The 18,512-nt window shown below is 43.5% G+C and carries 15 protein-coding genes; 6 read left to right on the forward strand and 9 right to left on the reverse strand.

The window, feature by feature from the left end; translation table 11 throughout:
* Positions 1-208: 208 nt before the first annotated feature.
* Both J2X69_RS17970 and J2X69_RS17975 read left to right on the forward strand, forming a co-directional pair.
* Positions 209-466 (forward strand): hypothetical protein, encoded by a 258-nt coding sequence (locus tag J2X69_RS17970; RefSeq protein ID WP_310106454.1) that lies wholly within the window; start codon positions 209-211, stop codon positions 464-466.
* Positions 463-1,236 carry a LexA family transcriptional regulator gene (locus J2X69_RS17975; RefSeq protein WP_310106456.1) on the forward strand — a complete coding sequence of 258 codons (774 nt, stop codon included), beginning with the start codon at positions 463-465 and terminating at the stop codon, positions 1,234-1,236. Before J2X69_RS17970 ends, J2X69_RS17975 begins: the two co-directional genes overlap by 4 nt.
* 151 nt (positions 1,237-1,387) lie before the next feature.
* Here the strand turns inward: J2X69_RS17975 and J2X69_RS17980 are convergent, their stop codons facing one another.
* The 3 genes from J2X69_RS17980 to J2X69_RS17990 all read right to left on the reverse strand — a co-directional run bounded on the left by J2X69_RS17980 (position 1,388) and on the right by J2X69_RS17990 (position 3,930).
* Positions 1,388-2,149, reverse strand: coding sequence for a hypothetical protein (locus tag J2X69_RS17980; RefSeq protein WP_310106459.1), 762 nt, complete (start codon positions 2,147-2,149; stop codon positions 1,388-1,390).
* 151 nt (positions 2,150-2,300) lie between these two features.
* Positions 2,301-2,729, reverse strand: a complete 429-nt coding sequence (locus tag J2X69_RS17985) for a DUF2141 domain-containing protein (RefSeq protein WP_310106461.1) — start codon at positions 2,727-2,729, stop codon at positions 2,301-2,303.
* A gap of 136 nt (positions 2,730-2,865) precedes the next feature.
* Positions 2,866-3,930 carry an AMP-binding protein gene (locus J2X69_RS17990; protein ID WP_310106463.1) on the reverse strand — a complete coding sequence of 355 codons (1,065 nt, stop codon included), beginning with the start codon at positions 3,928-3,930 and terminating at the stop codon, positions 2,866-2,868.
* A 109-nt stretch (positions 3,931-4,039) separates the two neighbouring features.
* Between J2X69_RS17990 and J2X69_RS17995 the strand changes: the two genes are divergently transcribed.
* Positions 4,040-4,873 (forward strand): 1,4-dihydroxy-2-naphthoyl-CoA synthase, encoded by an 834-nt coding sequence (locus tag J2X69_RS17995; protein ID WP_192349331.1) that lies wholly within the window; start codon positions 4,040-4,042, stop codon positions 4,871-4,873.
* Between the two features lie 248 nt (positions 4,874-5,121).
* On the opposite strand, the gene J2X69_RS18000 is transcribed toward J2X69_RS17995, so the two are convergent.
* Both J2X69_RS18000 and J2X69_RS18005 read right to left on the reverse strand, forming a co-directional pair.
* Complete coding sequence (locus J2X69_RS18000; protein WP_310106466.1) at positions 5,122-5,346, reverse strand: DUF2442 domain-containing protein; 225 nt, start codon at positions 5,344-5,346, stop codon at positions 5,122-5,124.
* Positions 5,347-5,450: 104 nt separating this feature from the next.
* Complete coding sequence (locus tag J2X69_RS18005; protein ID WP_310106468.1) at positions 5,451-6,026, reverse strand: DJ-1/PfpI family protein; 576 nt, start codon at positions 6,024-6,026, stop codon at positions 5,451-5,453.
* Positions 6,027-6,506: 480 nt separating this feature from the next.
* Here J2X69_RS18005 and J2X69_RS18010 point away from each other — a divergent pair, with 480 nt between their 5' ends.
* Positions 6,507-7,343, forward strand: coding sequence for an alpha/beta hydrolase (locus J2X69_RS18010; protein WP_310106470.1), 837 nt, complete (start codon positions 6,507-6,509; stop codon positions 7,341-7,343).
* A gap of 18 nt (positions 7,344-7,361) precedes the next feature.
* Here J2X69_RS18010 and J2X69_RS18015 read toward each other — a convergent pair whose 3' ends face one another.
* Both J2X69_RS18015 and J2X69_RS18020 read right to left on the reverse strand, forming a co-directional pair.
* Complete coding sequence (locus tag J2X69_RS18015) at positions 7,362-7,847, reverse strand: VOC family protein (RefSeq protein WP_310106474.1); 486 nt, start codon at positions 7,845-7,847, stop codon at positions 7,362-7,364.
* A gap of 142 nt (positions 7,848-7,989) precedes the next feature.
* The gene (locus J2X69_RS18020; RefSeq protein WP_310106476.1) at positions 7,990-10,143 is read right to left on the reverse strand and encodes an alpha-glucuronidase family glycosyl hydrolase; all 2,154 of its coding nucleotides are present in this window, start codon (positions 10,141-10,143) and stop codon (positions 7,990-7,992) included.
* Positions 10,144-10,313: 170 nt separating this feature from the next.
* Between J2X69_RS18020 and J2X69_RS18025 the strand changes: the two genes are divergently transcribed.
* Positions 10,314-13,535: a UvrD-helicase domain-containing protein gene (locus J2X69_RS18025; protein ID WP_310106478.1), complete on the forward strand. Its 3,222-nt coding sequence runs from the start codon at positions 10,314-10,316 to the stop codon at positions 13,533-13,535.
* The gene (locus J2X69_RS18030) at positions 13,528-16,392 is read left to right on the forward strand and encodes a PD-(D/E)XK nuclease family protein (protein ID WP_310106480.1); all 2,865 of its coding nucleotides are present in this window, start codon (positions 13,528-13,530) and stop codon (positions 16,390-16,392) included. The genes J2X69_RS18025 and J2X69_RS18030 overlap by 8 nt, the downstream gene beginning before the upstream one ends.
* A 131-nt stretch (positions 16,393-16,523) precedes the next feature.
* Here the strand turns inward: J2X69_RS18030 and J2X69_RS18035 are convergent, their stop codons facing one another.
* Positions 16,524-17,147 (reverse strand): hypothetical protein, encoded by a 624-nt coding sequence (locus J2X69_RS18035; protein ID WP_310106482.1) that lies wholly within the window; start codon positions 17,145-17,147, stop codon positions 16,524-16,526.
* A gap of 7 nt (positions 17,148-17,154) precedes the next feature.
* Positions 17,155-18,402: a hypothetical protein gene (locus J2X69_RS18040; protein WP_310106483.1), complete on the reverse strand. Its 1,248-nt coding sequence runs from the start codon at positions 18,400-18,402 to the stop codon at positions 17,155-17,157.
* Positions 18,403-18,512: the final 110 nt, after the last annotated feature.

Here is an 18,512-nt window from a genome sequence, read left to right on the forward strand (position 1 = left end):
CCGGCTCCCCGCCACGGCGAGGCAAGCTGCGCAACCGGGCAATACTGGGGTAACTTTCACAGAGTCTAAAGACCTAGGAATAATTGGTGGTTTGGAGAGTTTGTGAAGACTATGACAATTAGCGTCAGAGAATAATGTTAATTTTTCATTCATTTATATGTTTATAAAAACAACATTTCTATCTTAGCTGATGTTAAAAGAATCAGTTATGGAAAATCACGAAAAAATCAGCATTACGACAAAGAACTTGGCATCAGGTAATTGCCAGGTTAAATTTTTCATCGAGGACGAGGCAAAACCACAATACGGTTACCTGCTGGTAAATGGTCCCAAGCCTGTCGGAGAAATCATCGACGAAATCAAGCAGCGCATGGAGAGAAGAAAAAATGCTTCTTTGAATATGAATCCTTTCTTTCCTGTGCAGCCAATGGCTGAAGATCACAACTTCTATTTGTATTCGGCATGAACTACCTAGCTTCCAACCTCCGATTTCTGCGTAAGCAAAAAGGCATCACCCAAACTGATCTTGCAGAGAAGTTGGATGTGCAACGCACGATGATTTCTGCCTATGAAGACGGTAGATCTGAGCCAAAACTATTGACACTGGGGAAGCTGTGTGATGTGCTGGATGTCGGGATGGAGGAGCTGCTCAGCCATGATATCGAAGGCAAAGGCAGAAAGGCAATTCAGAAAAGAGGAGTCAATATCCTTACTATTGCCTGCGATGAAGACGAGAAGGAAAACATCACCTTAGTGGGACAGAAGGCTTCTGCCGGTTATCTCAACGGATTTGCAGATACTGAATACATGGAAAGTCTTCCGCAGTTTCAGATTCCCACACTTTCCAAGCAGGCAACTTATCGGGCTTTTGAGCTGGCAGGTGATTCCATGCTTCCTCTGACTTCCGGTACCATCGTGATCGGTGCTTATGTGGATCAGATAAACGATATCAAAAGTGGTAAAACCTACGTGCTCGTAACGGAGACAGAAGGAGTGGTCTACAAGCGTGTGTTCAATTACCTCAGCGATAATGGCAAGCTTTTCCTTGTTTCGGATAATGAGCAATACAAGCCCTATGAGGTAAAGGGAGAGGATGTGGTAGAAGTTTGGGAAGCCAAAGCTTTTATCAGTACAGATTTTCCTAATCCGGGCGATAAGAAAAAGCCACTGACATTGGAGGATTTAGGCGAGATGATCTCAGATATTCGGGCAGATCTGAGGACTCTTAAGGGATAATTCTTTTTCCTTTCAGACCAAAACGGATTTGATTAAAGCTAAGAAGGGCCACTTCGGCCTGTCCGCTGTGTCGGATCATTCCCGCCTACCGGGCCAGACAATAAAGCAAAGAGAATATAGCTACAGGCATCATTGCGGATAATCACATATTTTATTCTTCCATTAAGTTTTCAAAACCGTCTTTAATCTTTCCAACTGCGTCAAAGGATGTGTCTATGTTGACTACTCCTTTTCCCAGTTCATGCCAATAGCCGTCTCCACATTCTATATAGGAACCACGTTTGGTTCCGGCAGTTTCTTTGGCAATCTCATAATTGTAATCCGGAGAGAATACCAATTTCAACAGCTGAACTGCATATTCCCAATTTATAACACGGGATTCATTTTTTGAGGCAAATATAGCTTCACGGGTAGAGAAGTTCATCGTGATCGAGCAATCGACACTTTCTTCATTCGTCACCTGACGGTAATTTACAGTGAGCGGCGCTTCCTTCTTGGAAGTTTCGTAGATCGCCTGAATCACATCCTGAGCCAGCATCTGCCAAGCTTCCTGGTTAGCGGGAACTTTTGCCTGACCAACTTTACTATCTTCTATAGCTGAAAGCGTAAGTCCGCCTTCATCTATTTGCCTACCGCTCCACTTTGTTTTTTCAAACTCCATCGAAACCACCTTTTTCCAGACGAAGTTCAGTTTTCCTTTGAAGCTGTAATCATCATTGGGAGTAAATCCTTCATCTATGATTTCCTCTTCGCTCAAATCTTCTCTGTCTGTGTAATGAATTTCTAACTCGGCTATTAAATCAGAAGTACTCCAATCAAGGGAAAGCCTATATACATGACTATAAGGAGGCGGGACAATTCCTGAATCGAATTCAATTACAATTCCGCTTGTGTGGTCGTTACTCTTTTTCATGTGTTTATAATTTGTCTTTCAAAGGCCACATGGAATCCCTGCCTGCATTATAATCATTCCAGTGTGTGACTTTTGAGTCATGCCTGCCTAAAGGCCGGTAGGCCTGCTCAATTTCATTGCTGCAAAAGTAGACCTTTTACCTCAAAATTTCTCAGCGCAATTCAATTTCAAAGCGGGTGGCTTTCCCCGGGTTTACTTTTTGGCTGCATTTTTCGAATGAAGGAACTCCAAAAAGTAAACTGGGATTGTTGGAAAACCCAAAGTTATCCAAAGGATATCCGATTCTATTTTTGCGGATTTCTCCGTCCTCATCATGATCATGGAATACCGTAATAGCGTATTTGCCGGGAGGCACATCGGTAAGCGTTTGTTTAGCAATGCCGTTTTCTATTGGGATAGTTGCCATTTTCCAGGCATCCTCAAGTGATTCCGGCCATCCTTTTTCCTGATCGAAAATCAGCACCTGAATCACTCCCTCATCTGAAGAAATCTCCGAAATAATTATTTCTATAGTCCCGAAGTTATTTTGAATGGGAAAAATGTTTGTTAAAAAGAATAAAATTAAAAATACAGGTTTCATCTGTTTATATTTTGATTTTTAATGGTCAGATAGCCTGTCCCGAACTTGATTCGGGAGAATCTCGCACGGCGAATAATCATCCCTCTCCCGAAGCAAGTTCGGGACAAGTTGTGTGTCGCTTGCGTCATGCTCGATTTCATAGTAATTCGATTGTTTTGAGTCTGTTTACTTTTCCGGATCCGGTTCTTGAGAACTCGGGGATTACAAAAATGTTTTTTGGGAGCTCGTATTTACCCAATTCCATTTTTAGCCTGTTGGTAAGTGTATTTTCATTTACGGCTGAATCTTTAGACTCTATAGCCAGACATAATTTTTCACCCAGTTTCTCATCTTCTATTCCAAAAAAGAAGAATGCGGAATTGGGATAAAAACTGTGGATTAAACGCTCTGCCTTGGCTTCCAACAGCTCGGGATGGAGTTTCACCCCACCGGAGTTGATGACAAAGTCTGCCCTTCCGAGCCAGCGAAATAAATCCTTATCGATCAACTCAACCAGATCATTTGTTTGCACCAACTGATTATTGCTTAATTCTGATTTCACCCAAAGCGCATTTCGTTCATTCAGACCAAATTCTACTCCCGGCAACATGCTGTAGATCAATTCTCCCGGTACGATTTTGGCCAGCGCAACATGGGATACTGTCTCAGTCATGCCATAAGTCTGATAAGCCCGAATATCGCTTGCGATGAGTTGGTGTTTTAAGCCCGTATTTAACGGCGCTCCACCTATTATCAGGTGTTTAATTTGCTTAAGCTTTACCAATGAAGACTTGTTCTTCAGTGAGGCTTCGACCTGAAGAGGCACCATCGCGACAAAATCAGGGATAGCACTGACTTCCAAAAGAGGATTTGACTTGGGTTCAATGAGCTGAATAGAGCAGTTCCACACCATCGCGCGCACCAGCATCATTTTGCCGGCAATGTAGCCTGGATCTAAGCAACACAGTAAAGTACTAGCTTCATCGGTTTTGAAAAATGCCTGAGTTGACTTGGCACTGGCTATCATTTGAGCCTGTGTGATCTCCATTTTTTTTGGAGTTCCGGTGGAACCTGAGGTTTGTTGCACAAAGATGGTTTTACCTGAAAGCCATTCGCGACAGAATTGAACAGCGGCTTTCGCATAGTCGGGAAAATCATCGGGAGTAGTTTCAAAGTCTTCCTTTGTGATCAATGCGTGGTTGTCGAAAATCAGTTGAAACATATGCCAAGTCCTTGTTAATGCTTTTGCCTAAGGTAACTATCCTTCCTTCAAAATTCAGGGAAGCCTGTTATCTTGCAAAAGAATTAGATTTTTACCCAAATCGAAAGATATGAACTGGATCACTGCAAAAGAATACGAAGATATTACCTATAAAAAATGCGATGGCGTGGCGAGAATCGCTTTCAATCGCCCTGAAGTCCGGAATGCTTTCCGTCCTAAAACTACAGCTGAACTGTATGATGCATTTTACGATGCACAAGAAGATACCTCCATCGGTGTGGTTTTATTGAGCGGGGAAGGGCCTTCGGCAAAAGATGGGGGATGGGCATTTTGCTCCGGCGGTGATCAGAAAGCACGAGGCAAGCAGGGTTATGTAGGAGAAGATGGATATCATAGACTGAATATTTTGGAGGTTCAGCGCCTGATCCGTTTTATGCCAAAGGTGGTGATTGCGGTAGTTCCTGGCTGGGCAGTAGGAGGAGGGCATAGCTTACATGTGGTCTGTGATTTGACATTGGCGAGTAAAGAGCATGCAATCTTCAAGCAGACTGATGCTGATGTGACCAGCTTCGACGGTGGCTATGGTTCGGCTTATTTGGCCAAAATGGTGGGACAAAAGAAAGCACGTGAGATATTCTTTCTGGGAAGAAACTATTCAGCTCAGGAAGCCTATGAAATGGGAATGGTAAATGCAGTAATCCCTCATGCTGAATTGGAGTCAACGGCTTACGAATGGGCTCAGGAAATTTTGGCCAAGTCACCCACTTCAATCAAGATGCTGAAGTTTGCTATGAACCTGACTGATGACGGAATGGTGGGGCAGCAGGTTTTTGCAGGGGAAGCCACCCGGTTGGCTTATGGAACTGATGAGGCGATAGAAGGCAGAAATGCTTTCTTGGAGAAGCGGAAGCCGAATTTCGGAGCGAATAAGTGGATACCTTAACTAGTAGCAAGTAAGAAGTAGCAAGTAAAAGGTATCAAGAGCCAAGAAACAAGATTTTATAGCTGATTGGTAGATTTAGAATCAAGTAGCTAGATCCAAGAGCCTAGAGTTGGAAAACCAGATTTAGTGCCAAGTATCAAGACGTTAGAATCTTAAGATACGAGGCGACACAACATTAAAATATGGCGTATAGAGCACCAAGAGCATGGGGTCATCCAATAAAGTTGATCCCATGCTTTTTGAAATTTCTAGGATATCAATTCACTTATGAGTAGGTCTTCGTCTAGATCCTCCCAGTGAATGCCTTCTCCATCTCCTATAAATCTCCAATTATTTAGTTCGGTAATAGAGGCATCTCTGAGGGAAGGAAACCATTCTAAGGGAATACTGATTTCACGACCATCCTCCATAGAGAGTATCATTTTACTTTCTGAAAAAGAAAGCCCAGACGCTTGATTAGATTTTGAACCCATGTCACCCAAGTTAAACAATTCTAGGATTTCTATTAAGCTTATATTAACAGAAAATCCCTTTCGAAGTATCTGAAAGGGATTTTCTGTTGTTAGCCAAGAAAGAATCAGATTTCGATTTTTGCTCCCAATACTTTAAGAAACTCCCGGATCCAAGCTGGGTGACCGGGCCAAGCCGGAGAGGTGACTAGATTTCCATCGACATAGGCGTCAGTAGCAGGGATATCCTGATACTCTCCACCCGCTATCGTTACCTCGGGGCCTACGGCTGGATAAGCTGTCAACTTCCTGCCCTTGACTACTCCTGCGGCAGTAAGAATCTGAATCCCGTGACATACAGCGGCCACCGGCTTATTGGTATCGAAGAAGTGCTTGACGATTTCCAGCAACTTTTTATTCAATCTCAGGTATTCAGGAGCACGCCCACCTGCTATGGCCAGTCCCACATAGTCATCCACGTCGATCTGGTCAAAGGAATAGCTTAGCATAAAGTTGTGACCGGGCTTTTCGGTATAGGTGAGATCACCTTCAAAGTCGTGTATGGCTGTTTTGATGGTTTCTCCTTTTTTCTTTCCGGGACATACAGAGTGAACCTCGTAGCCCACCATTTCCAGCATCTGTACAGGAACCATGGTTTCGTAATCTTCTGCAAAATCTCCGGTGAGGAATAATATCTTTTTCATTTTTTTATGATTAGTTGGTTTGAAAAGTGGGTAGAGAATCTACCTGTTTTAGTTATCCTAATTTAAGAAAATGAAGCCGGAATGAGATTAATCAAGAGTTAAGTTTTGCTAATCTTATTTAGGAAAATAAGGCTTCGACTTCCCGCCAAGGCGAGGCAAGCTGCTACCAATGACGGAATTCAAAAAAGCGTGCAAATGTTGTGTCAGTCCGAGCACCCGGAAGACGGGAGTCTGAAGGAACGAGGACCCTTCGTACTTCCCGACTCTCGTCGGTCAGGTGCTCAGGGTGACCCAACTTTATTTCTACATCACTTTCCGTCATTATTCATTTGTAAATCTTAAATTTTTCTTACTCAGCCAGACAATTACCATGAGATCAAGACTGTCAGGTTGAGAGAAGTTGAGATCAGAATTGATAAAGCAGGTAGTATTGCAAACTTTTATTTGCAACTTATCCCTCAAATCCATAGATTTTTTCCCATGAAGCACCTCGAAACTTCCTACAAAACCCATGACGATCTTGAGCTTTACCTCCAAGCCTGGATGGTCGATACTCCCAAAGCATCCCTTTTGCTCGTTCATGGGCTAGGCGAGCACAGCTCTAGGTATTTGCATTTGGTAGAAAAGCTAAATGAGGTTGGCGTTTCGGTTTTTACATTCGATGGGAGGGGGCACGGCAAATCAGCCAAGGATACCCCAACAGCTTATTTTGAATCTTACGAAGATTACTTGAAAGACATAGCTTCCCTATTTGGAAAAGTAAAGAGCTACGTCCCGAATGTTCCAGCCTTTATCTATGGACATAGCATGGGTGGCGGTTTGGTGGCTGCCTATGTGTTGAAATATCAACCCGAGTCGGCAGGAGTGATTCTGAGTTCTCCAGCCATAAAAGAAGCAGAAGGAACTTCCAAATTATTGATGGCAATCTCAGGCTTAGCAAGCAAGTTTCTACCCAAACTGAAGGCCTTAAAACTGGATGCGAATAAAGTATCCAGAATACCTGAAGAAGTGGCAAAATATCTGAAAGATCCACTGGTCTATACCCAAGCGGTACCTGCAAGGACTGGATATGAGTTGCTACAGGTGATGCGGTATATTCAGGAAAATGCCCCGAAATTTGTACTTCCGGTGTTACTTATTCATGGATCCGCAGACGGGCTGACCAATCCAAAAGGATCTGAAATGCTTTTCCAAAAAGCTACATCTATAGATAAAACACTACGGGTTTTTCCGGGTGGCTACCATGAATTGATCAACGATCTGGATCGGGAAGAGGTAATGAAATTGATTGTGAGCTGGGTTAAGGATCGTATTTAGATGGGTTAAACCAATGGATTATATTTCTGATAATAATCCATTGATATCCAATTGTCTGGTGTACATCATAATACTTCCGTCAGGATTTAGTGGCCATGCTTCTTTTGGTCTGTCCCAATACAATTCAACTCCATTTTCATCGGGATCATCCAGATACAACGCTTCGGAAACCCCATGGTCTGCAGCACCTGTAAGCGGATAGTTAGCATCTATCAGACGCTGTAGTAAGACAGCCAAGTCCCTTCGTGTGGGCAACAGGATTGCTGTATGGAAAAGCCCCGCAGTATTCTTTGGTGCGGGCTTTCCTCCTTTGCTTTGCCAAGTGTTTAGTCCGATGTGGTGATGATATCCTCCGGCAGAAATAAAGGCGGCATCCTGGCCGTACATGGTAATCAATTCAAAACCCAATAAACCTTGGTAGAAGTCCAATGATTTTTGAAGATCTGAAACCTTCAGATGTATATGGCCAATTCGGGCAGCTGCGGGGATGGTGTAGGTATTCATGAATTTGAAGTTTAATCAGGAAAGCAAACTTCATTATTCGAAGTTCATTATTCATCATTCAATATTGACAATTTCTGGAATAATGAATGTCGAACGTCGAATGATGAAGAAATTTTACAACTGAAAAGTTCACATTAAAATTCTATATCCCCGGCGCATTTGGAAACATCAGGCTCTTGTAATATTCCAAATCACCTTCAGGCTGTTCGATGTCAGCAGGGAAAGGTAGTTTGGAAATACTTTGAAAATACAGCAAACAGGCATTTCTCCACCATTCCGCTTCTTCCTTCTGGATTTCCAAAAGCTGTCGGACGTGGTCGAATTCCTCAGCATCTATTTCCGATTCCAAGCTTGCCCAAGTCTGCTGCATTTCCCTTACTTCCTGTACCCCCCGATCATAATGATAAGCTATTCCATCCCAAAGGGTATTTCCATCGGTAAGCTTAAAGTCCCAGGGTACATGATGAAACCATAGCAGGTATTTCTCAGGAATCTGATGCGGATCAGACCATTCCTTTGCTATTTCAGGGGCATATTGATCCAATGCTCCACTTCCGGCACTTGTTCTGTCAAAGCCAATTCCCAGACTATCAGCCTGATGGTAATAAGGTGCAGTCCAATCCGCTCTTCCACCCATCACCCAAGGCCCGGGGCCGTAGTGATGGCTTCTGCCCATGATATGATGCAAGCCGAGCGGAGTCATATAGTTCACGGCCGCTTCGTGCGATTTTAGCATTATATCACTGATTTTAGCTACTATCTCTGATTTTTGACCGAAGGTCAATTTAATCCATTCCTCAGCGATTTGCTTAGATTCCAAGCTTGAATCCCAAGCTTGGCGTCCAAATGCATACCAGTTGGATTGCCCAAACAGATGTCCGGTCCAGTTCCGGTCTGTTCCTATATTGGATACTCCCGAGATTAGTGTGAGCTTTTGACCACTTTCTTCTCCTTCGAGAATACTGGCTACAGTAGAAGTCGGAGAAGGCCGAAAGGTTTTCGTTTTTAACACTTCCTCCCACATGGGAGCGAGGTAAACCAGCTGAGTAGCTTGCCCCAGGTATTCCTGAGTGATCTGGAACTCCATTCCGACATTTGTCTTGTTGATGGCTCCATATAGGGGGTGAACAGGCTCCCTAGGTTGGAAATCAATAGCGCCATTTTTTATTTGAATGATCACATTGTCTTTGAATTTCCCATCCAGTGGTTCGAATTCATAATTTGCCTGCTTGTGACGATCCACATCATCTTCATGGGAATAGACGAATGCCCTCCAGATTAATACTCCACCATGAGGTGCCAAAGCATCGGCAAGCATATTTGCCCCTTCTGCATGATTCCTTCCGTATTCATGCGGCCCGGGTTGTCCTTCGGAATTTGCTTTTACCAGAAATCCACCGAAATCAGGAATGAAGGAATAGATCTCATCGGTCTTCTTTTTCCAGAAATCAATCACATCAGGATCCAACGGGTCAGCAGTTTTCAAACCGTCCAGTTGAATAGGAGCTGAGAAGCGGGCAGTCAAGAAAACCTTGATTCCATAAGGTCTAAAAACATCCGCCAGAGCCTTCGCCTTCTTCATGAAATCAGTGGTCAATATCAGTGCATTTGCGTTCACATTTGTAAGTGAAACTGCATTGATTCCTATGGAAGCATTTGCCCGGGCATAGTCAATGTACCGTGGATCAATGTAACCCGGAAGTCTGTGCCAATCCCAAATCGAGAAGCCTGCATAGCCTCTTTCGACTGTCCTATCGAGGTTATCCCAATGGTTTAACATCCTGAGTTTAATTTTCGGATTGTCAGAGAATTCAATGTACTTATCGAAAGTCTTACTTTGGATGGAATTTAGCCAATTATAGACTCCGTAAAGTACGCCGACCGGTTGATTTCCCACGATCGCGTAGAATGATTTTCCATCCAGTTCTACTGGTCCCCGCCAATATCCATCATCTCCGAGTGCTTTGATTTCTGCTTGTTGGCCCAGTGACAGCACCTGTGAAAGTTGCTCCCGGGTACCAATCCAAAGTTTAGTCTTTTGAAGTCTTTCTTTGTTGAAAACAGGAGCTTTTCCAAGCATCTTTCCGGAAGCCAGATTCAGCTCATTTTTGATGGCATCGAATGTGGGATTTTCACCGTAAAAGTAAACCCCGGCAAATAATGGTTCGACTTGGGATTTTAATTTTGTTTCATTGATGGGCTGATAATCCAGCCAAAGTTTATAGCCATCATTGGCCAGTGAACTCAGGGAAATGCTTAGCCAAAGTAAGGCTGTCAGGTAAATAGGTCTGTACATAGGTTTTGGGTTTGAAAATGAAAAGATCGAAAAATCAGCGCTAAATGCAATGGATTGCATAAAATTGCAATAAAAGTTGCAATCTTTTATTTAGCGACATTTCTCGTCAAACCTGTTTTGCTCAAAGTCAATTTCTCCAGCCCTTCCTTATCTTAGAGGCTCTATTTTCTATGATGGAACAAAAACCCTTTATTATCTACAAATCCTCCGCGGGTTCAGGAAAGACCTACACGCTGACGCTGGAGTACCTCAAGCTCGCTCTGCAGAGTCCTCATGCATTCAAGCAAATCTTGGCGGTGACTTTCACCAATAAAGCCACCCAGGAGATGAAGGAGAGGATATTGGAAGAACTGAAAAGACTGCGGGACCAAGTCAATCCCGGTGACAAGATGGATGGGGAATTGATGTGCTCGCTGCGTGTGGACGAAGCAGGGCTAAAGCTCCTTGCCCGACAGACACTCACGGCGATTCTTCATGATTACGGAAGATTTTCGGTGAGCACGATTGACAGTTTCTTCCAAAAAGTGGTGCGGGCATTTGCCCGGGAGATTGATCTGAATGCCAAGTTTGATGTGGAATTGGATCAATTGGCAGTATTGGAACGTGTGGTAGACCGCGTAGTGATGTTGGTGATGGAAGATGAATTTCTTCATAAATGGCTCGTGGATTATGCCTATGAGCAAATCCAGAACGGGAAATCCTGGGACATAAGACGCAATATCCGAGGTCTTGGTCAGCAGATTTTTCAGGAGGATTTCAAAAAATATTCCCCTGAAATCAAGGAGTTTCTGAAGAATAAAGAAAATATTACTTTACTTCAATCTTTTGTCCGTGAGCGAAAGCAAGAGATTGTCAGCATCTCCGGGGAATTGGGCAAACAGGCGGACTTGATCCGTATTTCGAATGGTCTGGAATGGACGGATTTCGCCGGAGGTTCAAGGTCATTTGCAAGACTGTTTGAGAAATTGGGTGATAGAAACCAGCCTATTCCTATTCTGACGGATTCGCAGAAGAGCAAAATCGATAATCCTGAAACTTGGTTTGCAAAATCAAGTAAGCAAATCGATGCAATTATGTCTGCTTACGACCAAGGCTTAAACCAAATTTTGCACCAGATTACAGCCTTGGCCTCCAAGTGGAATACGCTGCAGGCAATTGCCAAAAACAGTTACGTCTATGGCGTTTTTAGAAATTTGCTGGACGAACTTACCCTCGTCAAGGATGAGGAAAACATACTTCTGATCTCGGATGCCAATGAATTTCTCAAGGAAATCACCAAGGGAAACGATACGCCTTTTATCTATGAAAAAGTCGGAAACCAGTATAAAAACTACCTGATTGATGAATTTCAGGATACTTCGGGTTTTCAATGGGACAGCTTCAAACCTCTTCTCGAAAACTCACTTGGGCAAAATCAGACTAACCTGCTCGTAGGAGATGTGAAGCAGTCTATCTATCGCTGGCGAGGCGGGGAGATGAAATTATTGCTTTCTCAGGTGGAGGATGAAATAGGCAAGGAGCGTATCCAACTGGAAAATCTGGATACAAATTTTCGTAGCCTTCCGAATATCATCAATTTCAACAATGCTGTTTTTAAAGCGTTGCCTTCAGCGATGGAGCAGGTCTTAAGTGAAAGCTACGGTGTGGAAAATCCGCAGATCCTTTCGCAAGCTTATTCGGATTCCTTTCAGAAAATTTCCCCGAAGAAGGAGAAGTCAGTATTCAAGGGTAAAGTTAAACTGGAGTTTATCGACCCAAAGAATGAGGATGAGGAAGGGAGTTTCGATGAGGTGGTTTTGTCAAAATTACCCGATTTGGTCATGGAGCTACAGGATCATGGGTATGAGCTGGAGGATATCGCTTTTCTGGTGAGAAGAAAGTCAGAAGGGGAGGCAATAGCGGATTGCCTGATGAGTTATGCGGCAGATAATCCCGATTCACAGTATAGTTTTGATGTGCTTTCTGACGAATCCATGTATCTGAACAAAGCCGCATCTGTGAAGGCCTTGATTGCCGGGTTCAATTACTTACACAATCCATCTGACAAAGTTCAGTATAAGACGATGTGGTATTACCTGGCTGTGCTGATGGATACACCTGTGGAGCACGAACTTTTTGCGCTGGATAGAATGCCTGCTTACTTTGAGGAGCAAGTGAAAGCTTTCAGGGAAAAGGAGATTCTGATGCTCCAATTACCTCTGATGGAAGCGTTGGAGGAATTGATCAAAGTACTTGGTCTGATGGAAATCGGCTTGGAGAGAGCCTATATTTCAGGTTTCAAGGAAGCAGTTTATGACTTTACGGCAACTAACCGGGCAGACCTGAGTGGTTTTCTGGAATGGTGGGAGATCAATCAAACCAAGCGTACAGTCAAAATTCCCGAAGGGCATAATGCCATGCGGATTCTGACGATTCACAAATCGAAAGGTCTGCAATTTAAGGTGGTCGTGATGCCATTTCTGAAATGGACGATCTTCGATACCAACAAAGGAAATGTGGTTTGGTCACCGTTTGAAGATCGGGAAAAGGGGCTTGCTGCTATTATTCCACTTACGCTAAATGGGGATTTGGCGGATTCTGACTTTAGGGAAACTTATGCAGAGGAAGCTACGATGGCTTATTTGGATAGCCTGAATATGCTGTATGTAGCACTTACAAGGGCTGAAGATGTTTTTTTTGGATTTTTACCTTACAAAGAGAAAATCGGATCACAGAATTCTATGGAAGTCCAGCTTCAGCAGTTGGTCCAAACTCCTCAATCTTCAGAATCTGATATGAGTTTGATTTCATGTTATGACCAAGAGTCAAAAATATTTGAATTTGGAGATTGGCCTGAAAGTCAGCTAAAAGTCATGGAAATCAAAAAGTCTCCTGAACTGCGCTGGGCTTACAAAAACTGGTCGGAAGTACTGACACTGAAGAAGTATGCTGTCGATTTTTCATTGGAAGGAATGGAGCAGCGGAAAAAGCAGAAGTTTGGTCTGATCGTGCACGAGATTCTGGAATTGTCAGCAGACAAAAATGCGGCATTGCAGAATTTGCAGACCTTCTATTTTGAAGGGAGATTGAATGAGGAAGAAAAGCAGTTGGTGGAGGGGCAATTGGAGCACCTGTTTACCGATCCGCTTTTTGCTTCATGGTTTGATACCGCGGGAATTCTGTTGGCCGAGCAAGGCATTCTTCTTCCAGGGGGAAAGCAGAAGAGGCCGGATAGGATTATTCTGAATGAAAGCGAAGCATTGATCGTGGATTTTAAAACAGGCGAAGCACAGAGTCGATACGCCAGTCAGGTAAGAGAATACATGGAACTGGTATCTAGACTATCACAAAAGCCGACCAAAGGTTATTTATGTTATTTGGAAACGGGATTAATCGAGGAGGTCTATGCATAGTTTCTTAAGAAATACCGCCAAAGAAATCCTCGAAAGCGGGGCGGATCTTCAAAAGCTCACCGTGGTGTTGCCGAATAGGCGTGCGGGATTGTTCTTTACCCAGCATCTTGGAAGTTTGATCAGCGAACCTACTTGGATGCCGGAAGTGAAAACGATTGAGGAGATCTTTTATGAATTGGCTGGAAATAGGCCCGCAGATGATCTGACTTTAATCTTTGAGCTGTATCGCGTGTATCAGGAGCTGAATCCTGAAGCCGAGACTTTTGACCGGTTTTATTTCTGGGGTGAGATGATCCTCAAAGATTTCAATGATGTGGATCAGTTTATGGCAAATGCAAATAAACTCTACCATCACTTGTCTGAGATCAAGGAGCTGGAGTCGGATTTAAGTTTTTTGAACGAAAGTCAAGTTGCGTTGATCAAGCAATTTTGGTCTTCATTTATCCGTCAGGATAGAGATCATCAGGAGAAATTTTTGAAGTTCTGGCAATTGCTAAGTCCACTTTATACAAGTTTTCAAGGGTCTTTAGCGATATCCGGTTTGGCTTATTCCGGGATGCTCTACAGAAAAGTAGCAGAATCGCTGCATGCTATTCCCCGTCCTGAAAAAGTACATCATTTTATAGGTTTCAATGCGTTTACAGGCACGGAAGAAGCGTTGATCAAACATTACCTCACCGCATTTGATGCCAAGATTTATTGGGATGTAGATGCGTATTATTTGGAAGATAAGGTACAGGAAGCAGGCATGTTTTTCCGTGATTATCAGAAAGACAAGATTTTCGGGCCAACTTTTCCTGAGCAGATTCCCACTCAGATAGATGAGCGTAAGGCAATCATTAAAACCTACGCCACTCCACTAAAGACCAATCAGGCAAATCTAGTTGGTTCGATTTTGGAAAAAATCCCGGCCGGTGAGTCTTGGGAAGAGACAGTGGTGATCTTGCCGGATGAGCAAATGCTTTTTCCTGTCCTGCACACGCTGCCGGAGCAAGTGGATAAGGTAAATGTGACCATGGGTTACCCTGTGAAAAATGCGCCTGTTTATTCCTTTTTGGAAGCAGTGTTGGAAATGCAGCGATATATCAAAGAAGAGGATGGAAAGTTGCTTTTCTATCATACGGCTGTAAAAAACCTGCTGAGCTCGATATACCTGAAAAGTGCGAATCCGGGCTTTTCGGAGAAGTTGATGGAAGAAATGCAGTTGTTGAACCAGATTCATGTTGCTGCGGAAAAACTTCATATGGGAGGATCCTTATATCAGTTGATTTTCCAGAAGCTTGAAAACGATTCACTTTTCAGTTACTTGGCCAATCTGATGGAAGCTCTGGCTGAGCGGTTGGCGGACGAGCCTCTGCAGTGTTCCTATCTTTATCAATGTTTCAAGCAGTTGACACGATTACGGGAGATTTTTGCCGGTCAGGATATTCTCACCATCAACAGAGAGTTTTTTATCCGGCTATTTCGTCAGGTTTTCCGTGAGGTCAAATTACCTTTTGAGGGCGAGCCGCTCCAAGGTTTGCAAATCATGGGGGTGCTGGAATCCCGAAATCTTGATTTTAAGCGGGTGATCATCTGCAATATGAATGAGGATAGTTTTCCGCCTTCCGCAGGGCTGAATTCCATGATTCCGTTCAACATACGTAAAGCGTTTGGATTGCCTGTGCAGGAGCAGAATGACTCGATTTATGCCTACACATTTTATAGGTTATTGCATAGTGCGGAGGAAGTACATATGATCTATACGACGGCTTCTGATCAGGGAAAGGCCGGGGAAAAGAGCCGATACATTCAGCAAATGTCCGTAGAGCTGGGAAGAACTATGGATGAAGAGGTGGTTTATATTCCAATTGACCAAAAATCTCCGGAAGCGATTACGATAGAAAAAGACGCTGAAGTGATTCGCCTGCTTGATAAGTACCTGATCGATGAGAATGGTATATCACAAACTTCCTTTTCACCTTCTGCACTGAGTGTATTTCTGGATTGTAGGTTGAAGTTTTACCTTCAGTACCTGGCAAATATCCGGGAAAAGGAGGAGGTAAGTGAGGAAATAGATGCGGCGGTTTTTGGGAATCTCGCCCACCTGAGCATGGAGATTTTGTATCAGGATTTTGCGAAGCGAAAGAATAGAACTTTGCTGGAAAAGTCAGATTTCGGGGAATTGGGGAAAATGTGGGTATTTCCGGCTATTGAAAAAGCAATTCGGAATTTTTATCATTTGGAGGACGAAGCAGATACCAAGCTGAATGGTCAGATGGCAATTGCCCGGGATGTGCTTCAGAAATATTTGCATCAAATTTTAAAAATCGATGAGGCCTCAGCTCCTTTTACATTGATCTCTCTTGAGAAGGAGAAAGTGTACAAAGCGGGTTTAAAGATCACTACATCAAACGGAGAACGGCTGGTTTCTCTAAAAGGCATCATAGACCGTGTGGATGAACACAATGGCTCGGTGAGACTGATAGATTATAAGTCTGGGCAGGACAACAAAACCTTTCCCGATGTAACATCGCTTTTTGACAGAGAGAATAAAAGCCGAAACAAAGCTGCGATGCAGACGATGTTTTATGGCTTAATCTACCAGGCCACTAATCCGGGGAATACATTGCCTCTTAAACCTGCGATTTTTAATCTCAGGGAAATGTTTGGAGATGATTTTAACCCTTACCTGCAGCAGAAATTGCCCAGAAAAGAGGGATTTGAAGTAAATGACTACAGGCAGTTTGAAGGGGAATACAGCACTGGGTTGAAAGTGCTGCTGGAGGATATTTACAATCCTGAAATCCCTTTTAACCAGACGGACGATTTGAAGAAATGCGGTTATTGTCCTTATAAGGAAATTTGTGGGAGGTAAATTACTCCAGTGTAAACTTCTGGTGAGGGGTGGGAGATCATACATTGTCACATCGGGCTTCGGTCATCCGGCTCCTTGCATCTTAACTATAGAAGTGCGGGAAACGGGTTCCTTTAAGGGTAATCATATAGCTAATACATCAGTCCCAAGCGGAATACAAAACTTCGATATAAGAAGTGATTTTCTGTCAGAGAACTGTATCCCGGCGGAAGACGATCATTGGTAACACTCTGGGTGCCGGAGGCAGATAAAACCCCATAGAATTGCGATACTTCCTGCCTTTTGTAGGCAAAGCTGAATGAAAGAGCAGTTTTCCCATTCTTGGCAGGAAAGTTCAAACCCACTGATGGGCTGACTAAGAATCCACCTTCATACCAGCTTTTGCTCCCTTCGTCACTTACTTTTTTCTCCAATAATGCTGTTCCTCCCCCCAGATCGAATCCCCCAAAAATCTTGGGTTTACCATCTTTCCCCAGAAAACCTCTCCACCCCAAGGCGATGGGGATGATGGAAACGTCATCGTATTGATCAAGTCCGACGGAAAACCCGATCACATTATTTTTGGCTACTTGTGCCCCATGAAAAGTCATAAAACTGACATCAAATCGTTTCTCGTGATTTCCGTCCCATTGCCCGGCTCTTTTACCATACAGAAATCCTATTTCGGTCTGTCCGAAATACATTTTCTTCTGAGCAAAACCTTCGATACTGACTAGTAACAAGCCAATTAATAGGAGTTTTGTTGCGTTTGACATCAGCTTATCAATATAAGTTAACCGGATTGCTGACTTGGATACAGCTGAGTTTTTTAAGTTGAGAGGGAGTACTGTAGTCAAATTGGCAAACACCGTCAGGGCCGATTACAATCAGAGATTTGGGACCGGGGATTAGATCAACTGATTTTTGGTTGGTCAAAAACTCAAGCTGGTTTTGGTCGATGGACATTACATCGCTGACATTGAAGCTTTTCAGGCCGTGAGTTCCTTCTGCGATGTATAGGAAGTCTCCGGCCAGTCCCAATCCATGGGGGTTCAGCATAGGGTAGGATTTTCTGAGTTTGGGTTGGTAGAGGTCTTTGATGTCGATGACTTGAAGTTCATTTACACCATTCCGGCAAGTGTTGCCATTTCTCAGTGTCACAAAAGCATAATCAGCATTCACCACTACAGGGTCGCATGCCTGAACATGCTCATATACCGCCATGCGGGTAGGGGAATTCGGAGTGCTGGCATCGTATATATGCATCCCGGTGTTGGAACCTATGAATAGCTTGTCCTCAAAAGGGAAAATGGTTTCAATTCCCCAGCCTAGGTCAATTGGTTTGACGAAAATAGGATCAGAGGGACTCTCCACGTCAAACACCCGTAAGGTAGATTCATCTACCGCATACAAGTGGAGGTTTGAAAGGGTGAATCTAGCCATAGAGCCTCCTATTCCATAGCTTTGGGATGCGGCAGAAAAATTTGCGGAAAAGCTTATTCTGTTATCCATCATCCACCCTCCCGTTTCCCAGCCGGGGTTTTCGGTAGTAATCACGGTATCTCGAAATGTAATAACCTGCCCCGTTTCGTGGTGGTACATTTGAGTAAAAACATCTTCAACCCGTTTTACCAGCCTGATGTCATCGATAGTGCTGATGTCAAATGCCAGTAAGTCCACATAATTATCGGCGTAAAGTATGCTGCCGTTTACTGCCATATCCACATTGCCTTCTATGGGTATGAAGCTTAGGTTGACCGGATTTGCGGGATTGGAGTTATTGAGGATGTGGATTCCTTTGGTGGGCTCATTGATGAAAAGATAATCTTCATAGATGTAAATTTTGCCCGGATTGTCCAAGGGCTTGGCGGCTTCAGTGTTGATGATCCTTGCCCTTACATCACTCATTTCCAGATAAACGGGTATCATGGTGTGGTAGGTGTATGAGGTGGTGATTTCATCGTGGCAGGAAGAAAATACCAATACAGACAGCAAGAAAAGTAGGCAATTAGACGTAGAGATGGATTTCATATACCTGAAGTTTAGTGATATAAATGAATATATTCTTGAGACGAAGCCGAACAATGATATGCTACAGAGGAACTTAGAAAAATTTGATTTGGATAGATGCATTTAAATAA

This window comes from Algoriphagus sp. 4150, assembly GCF_031457395.1.
GTDB lineage: Bacteria > Bacteroidota > Bacteroidia > Cytophagales > Cyclobacteriaceae > Algoriphagus.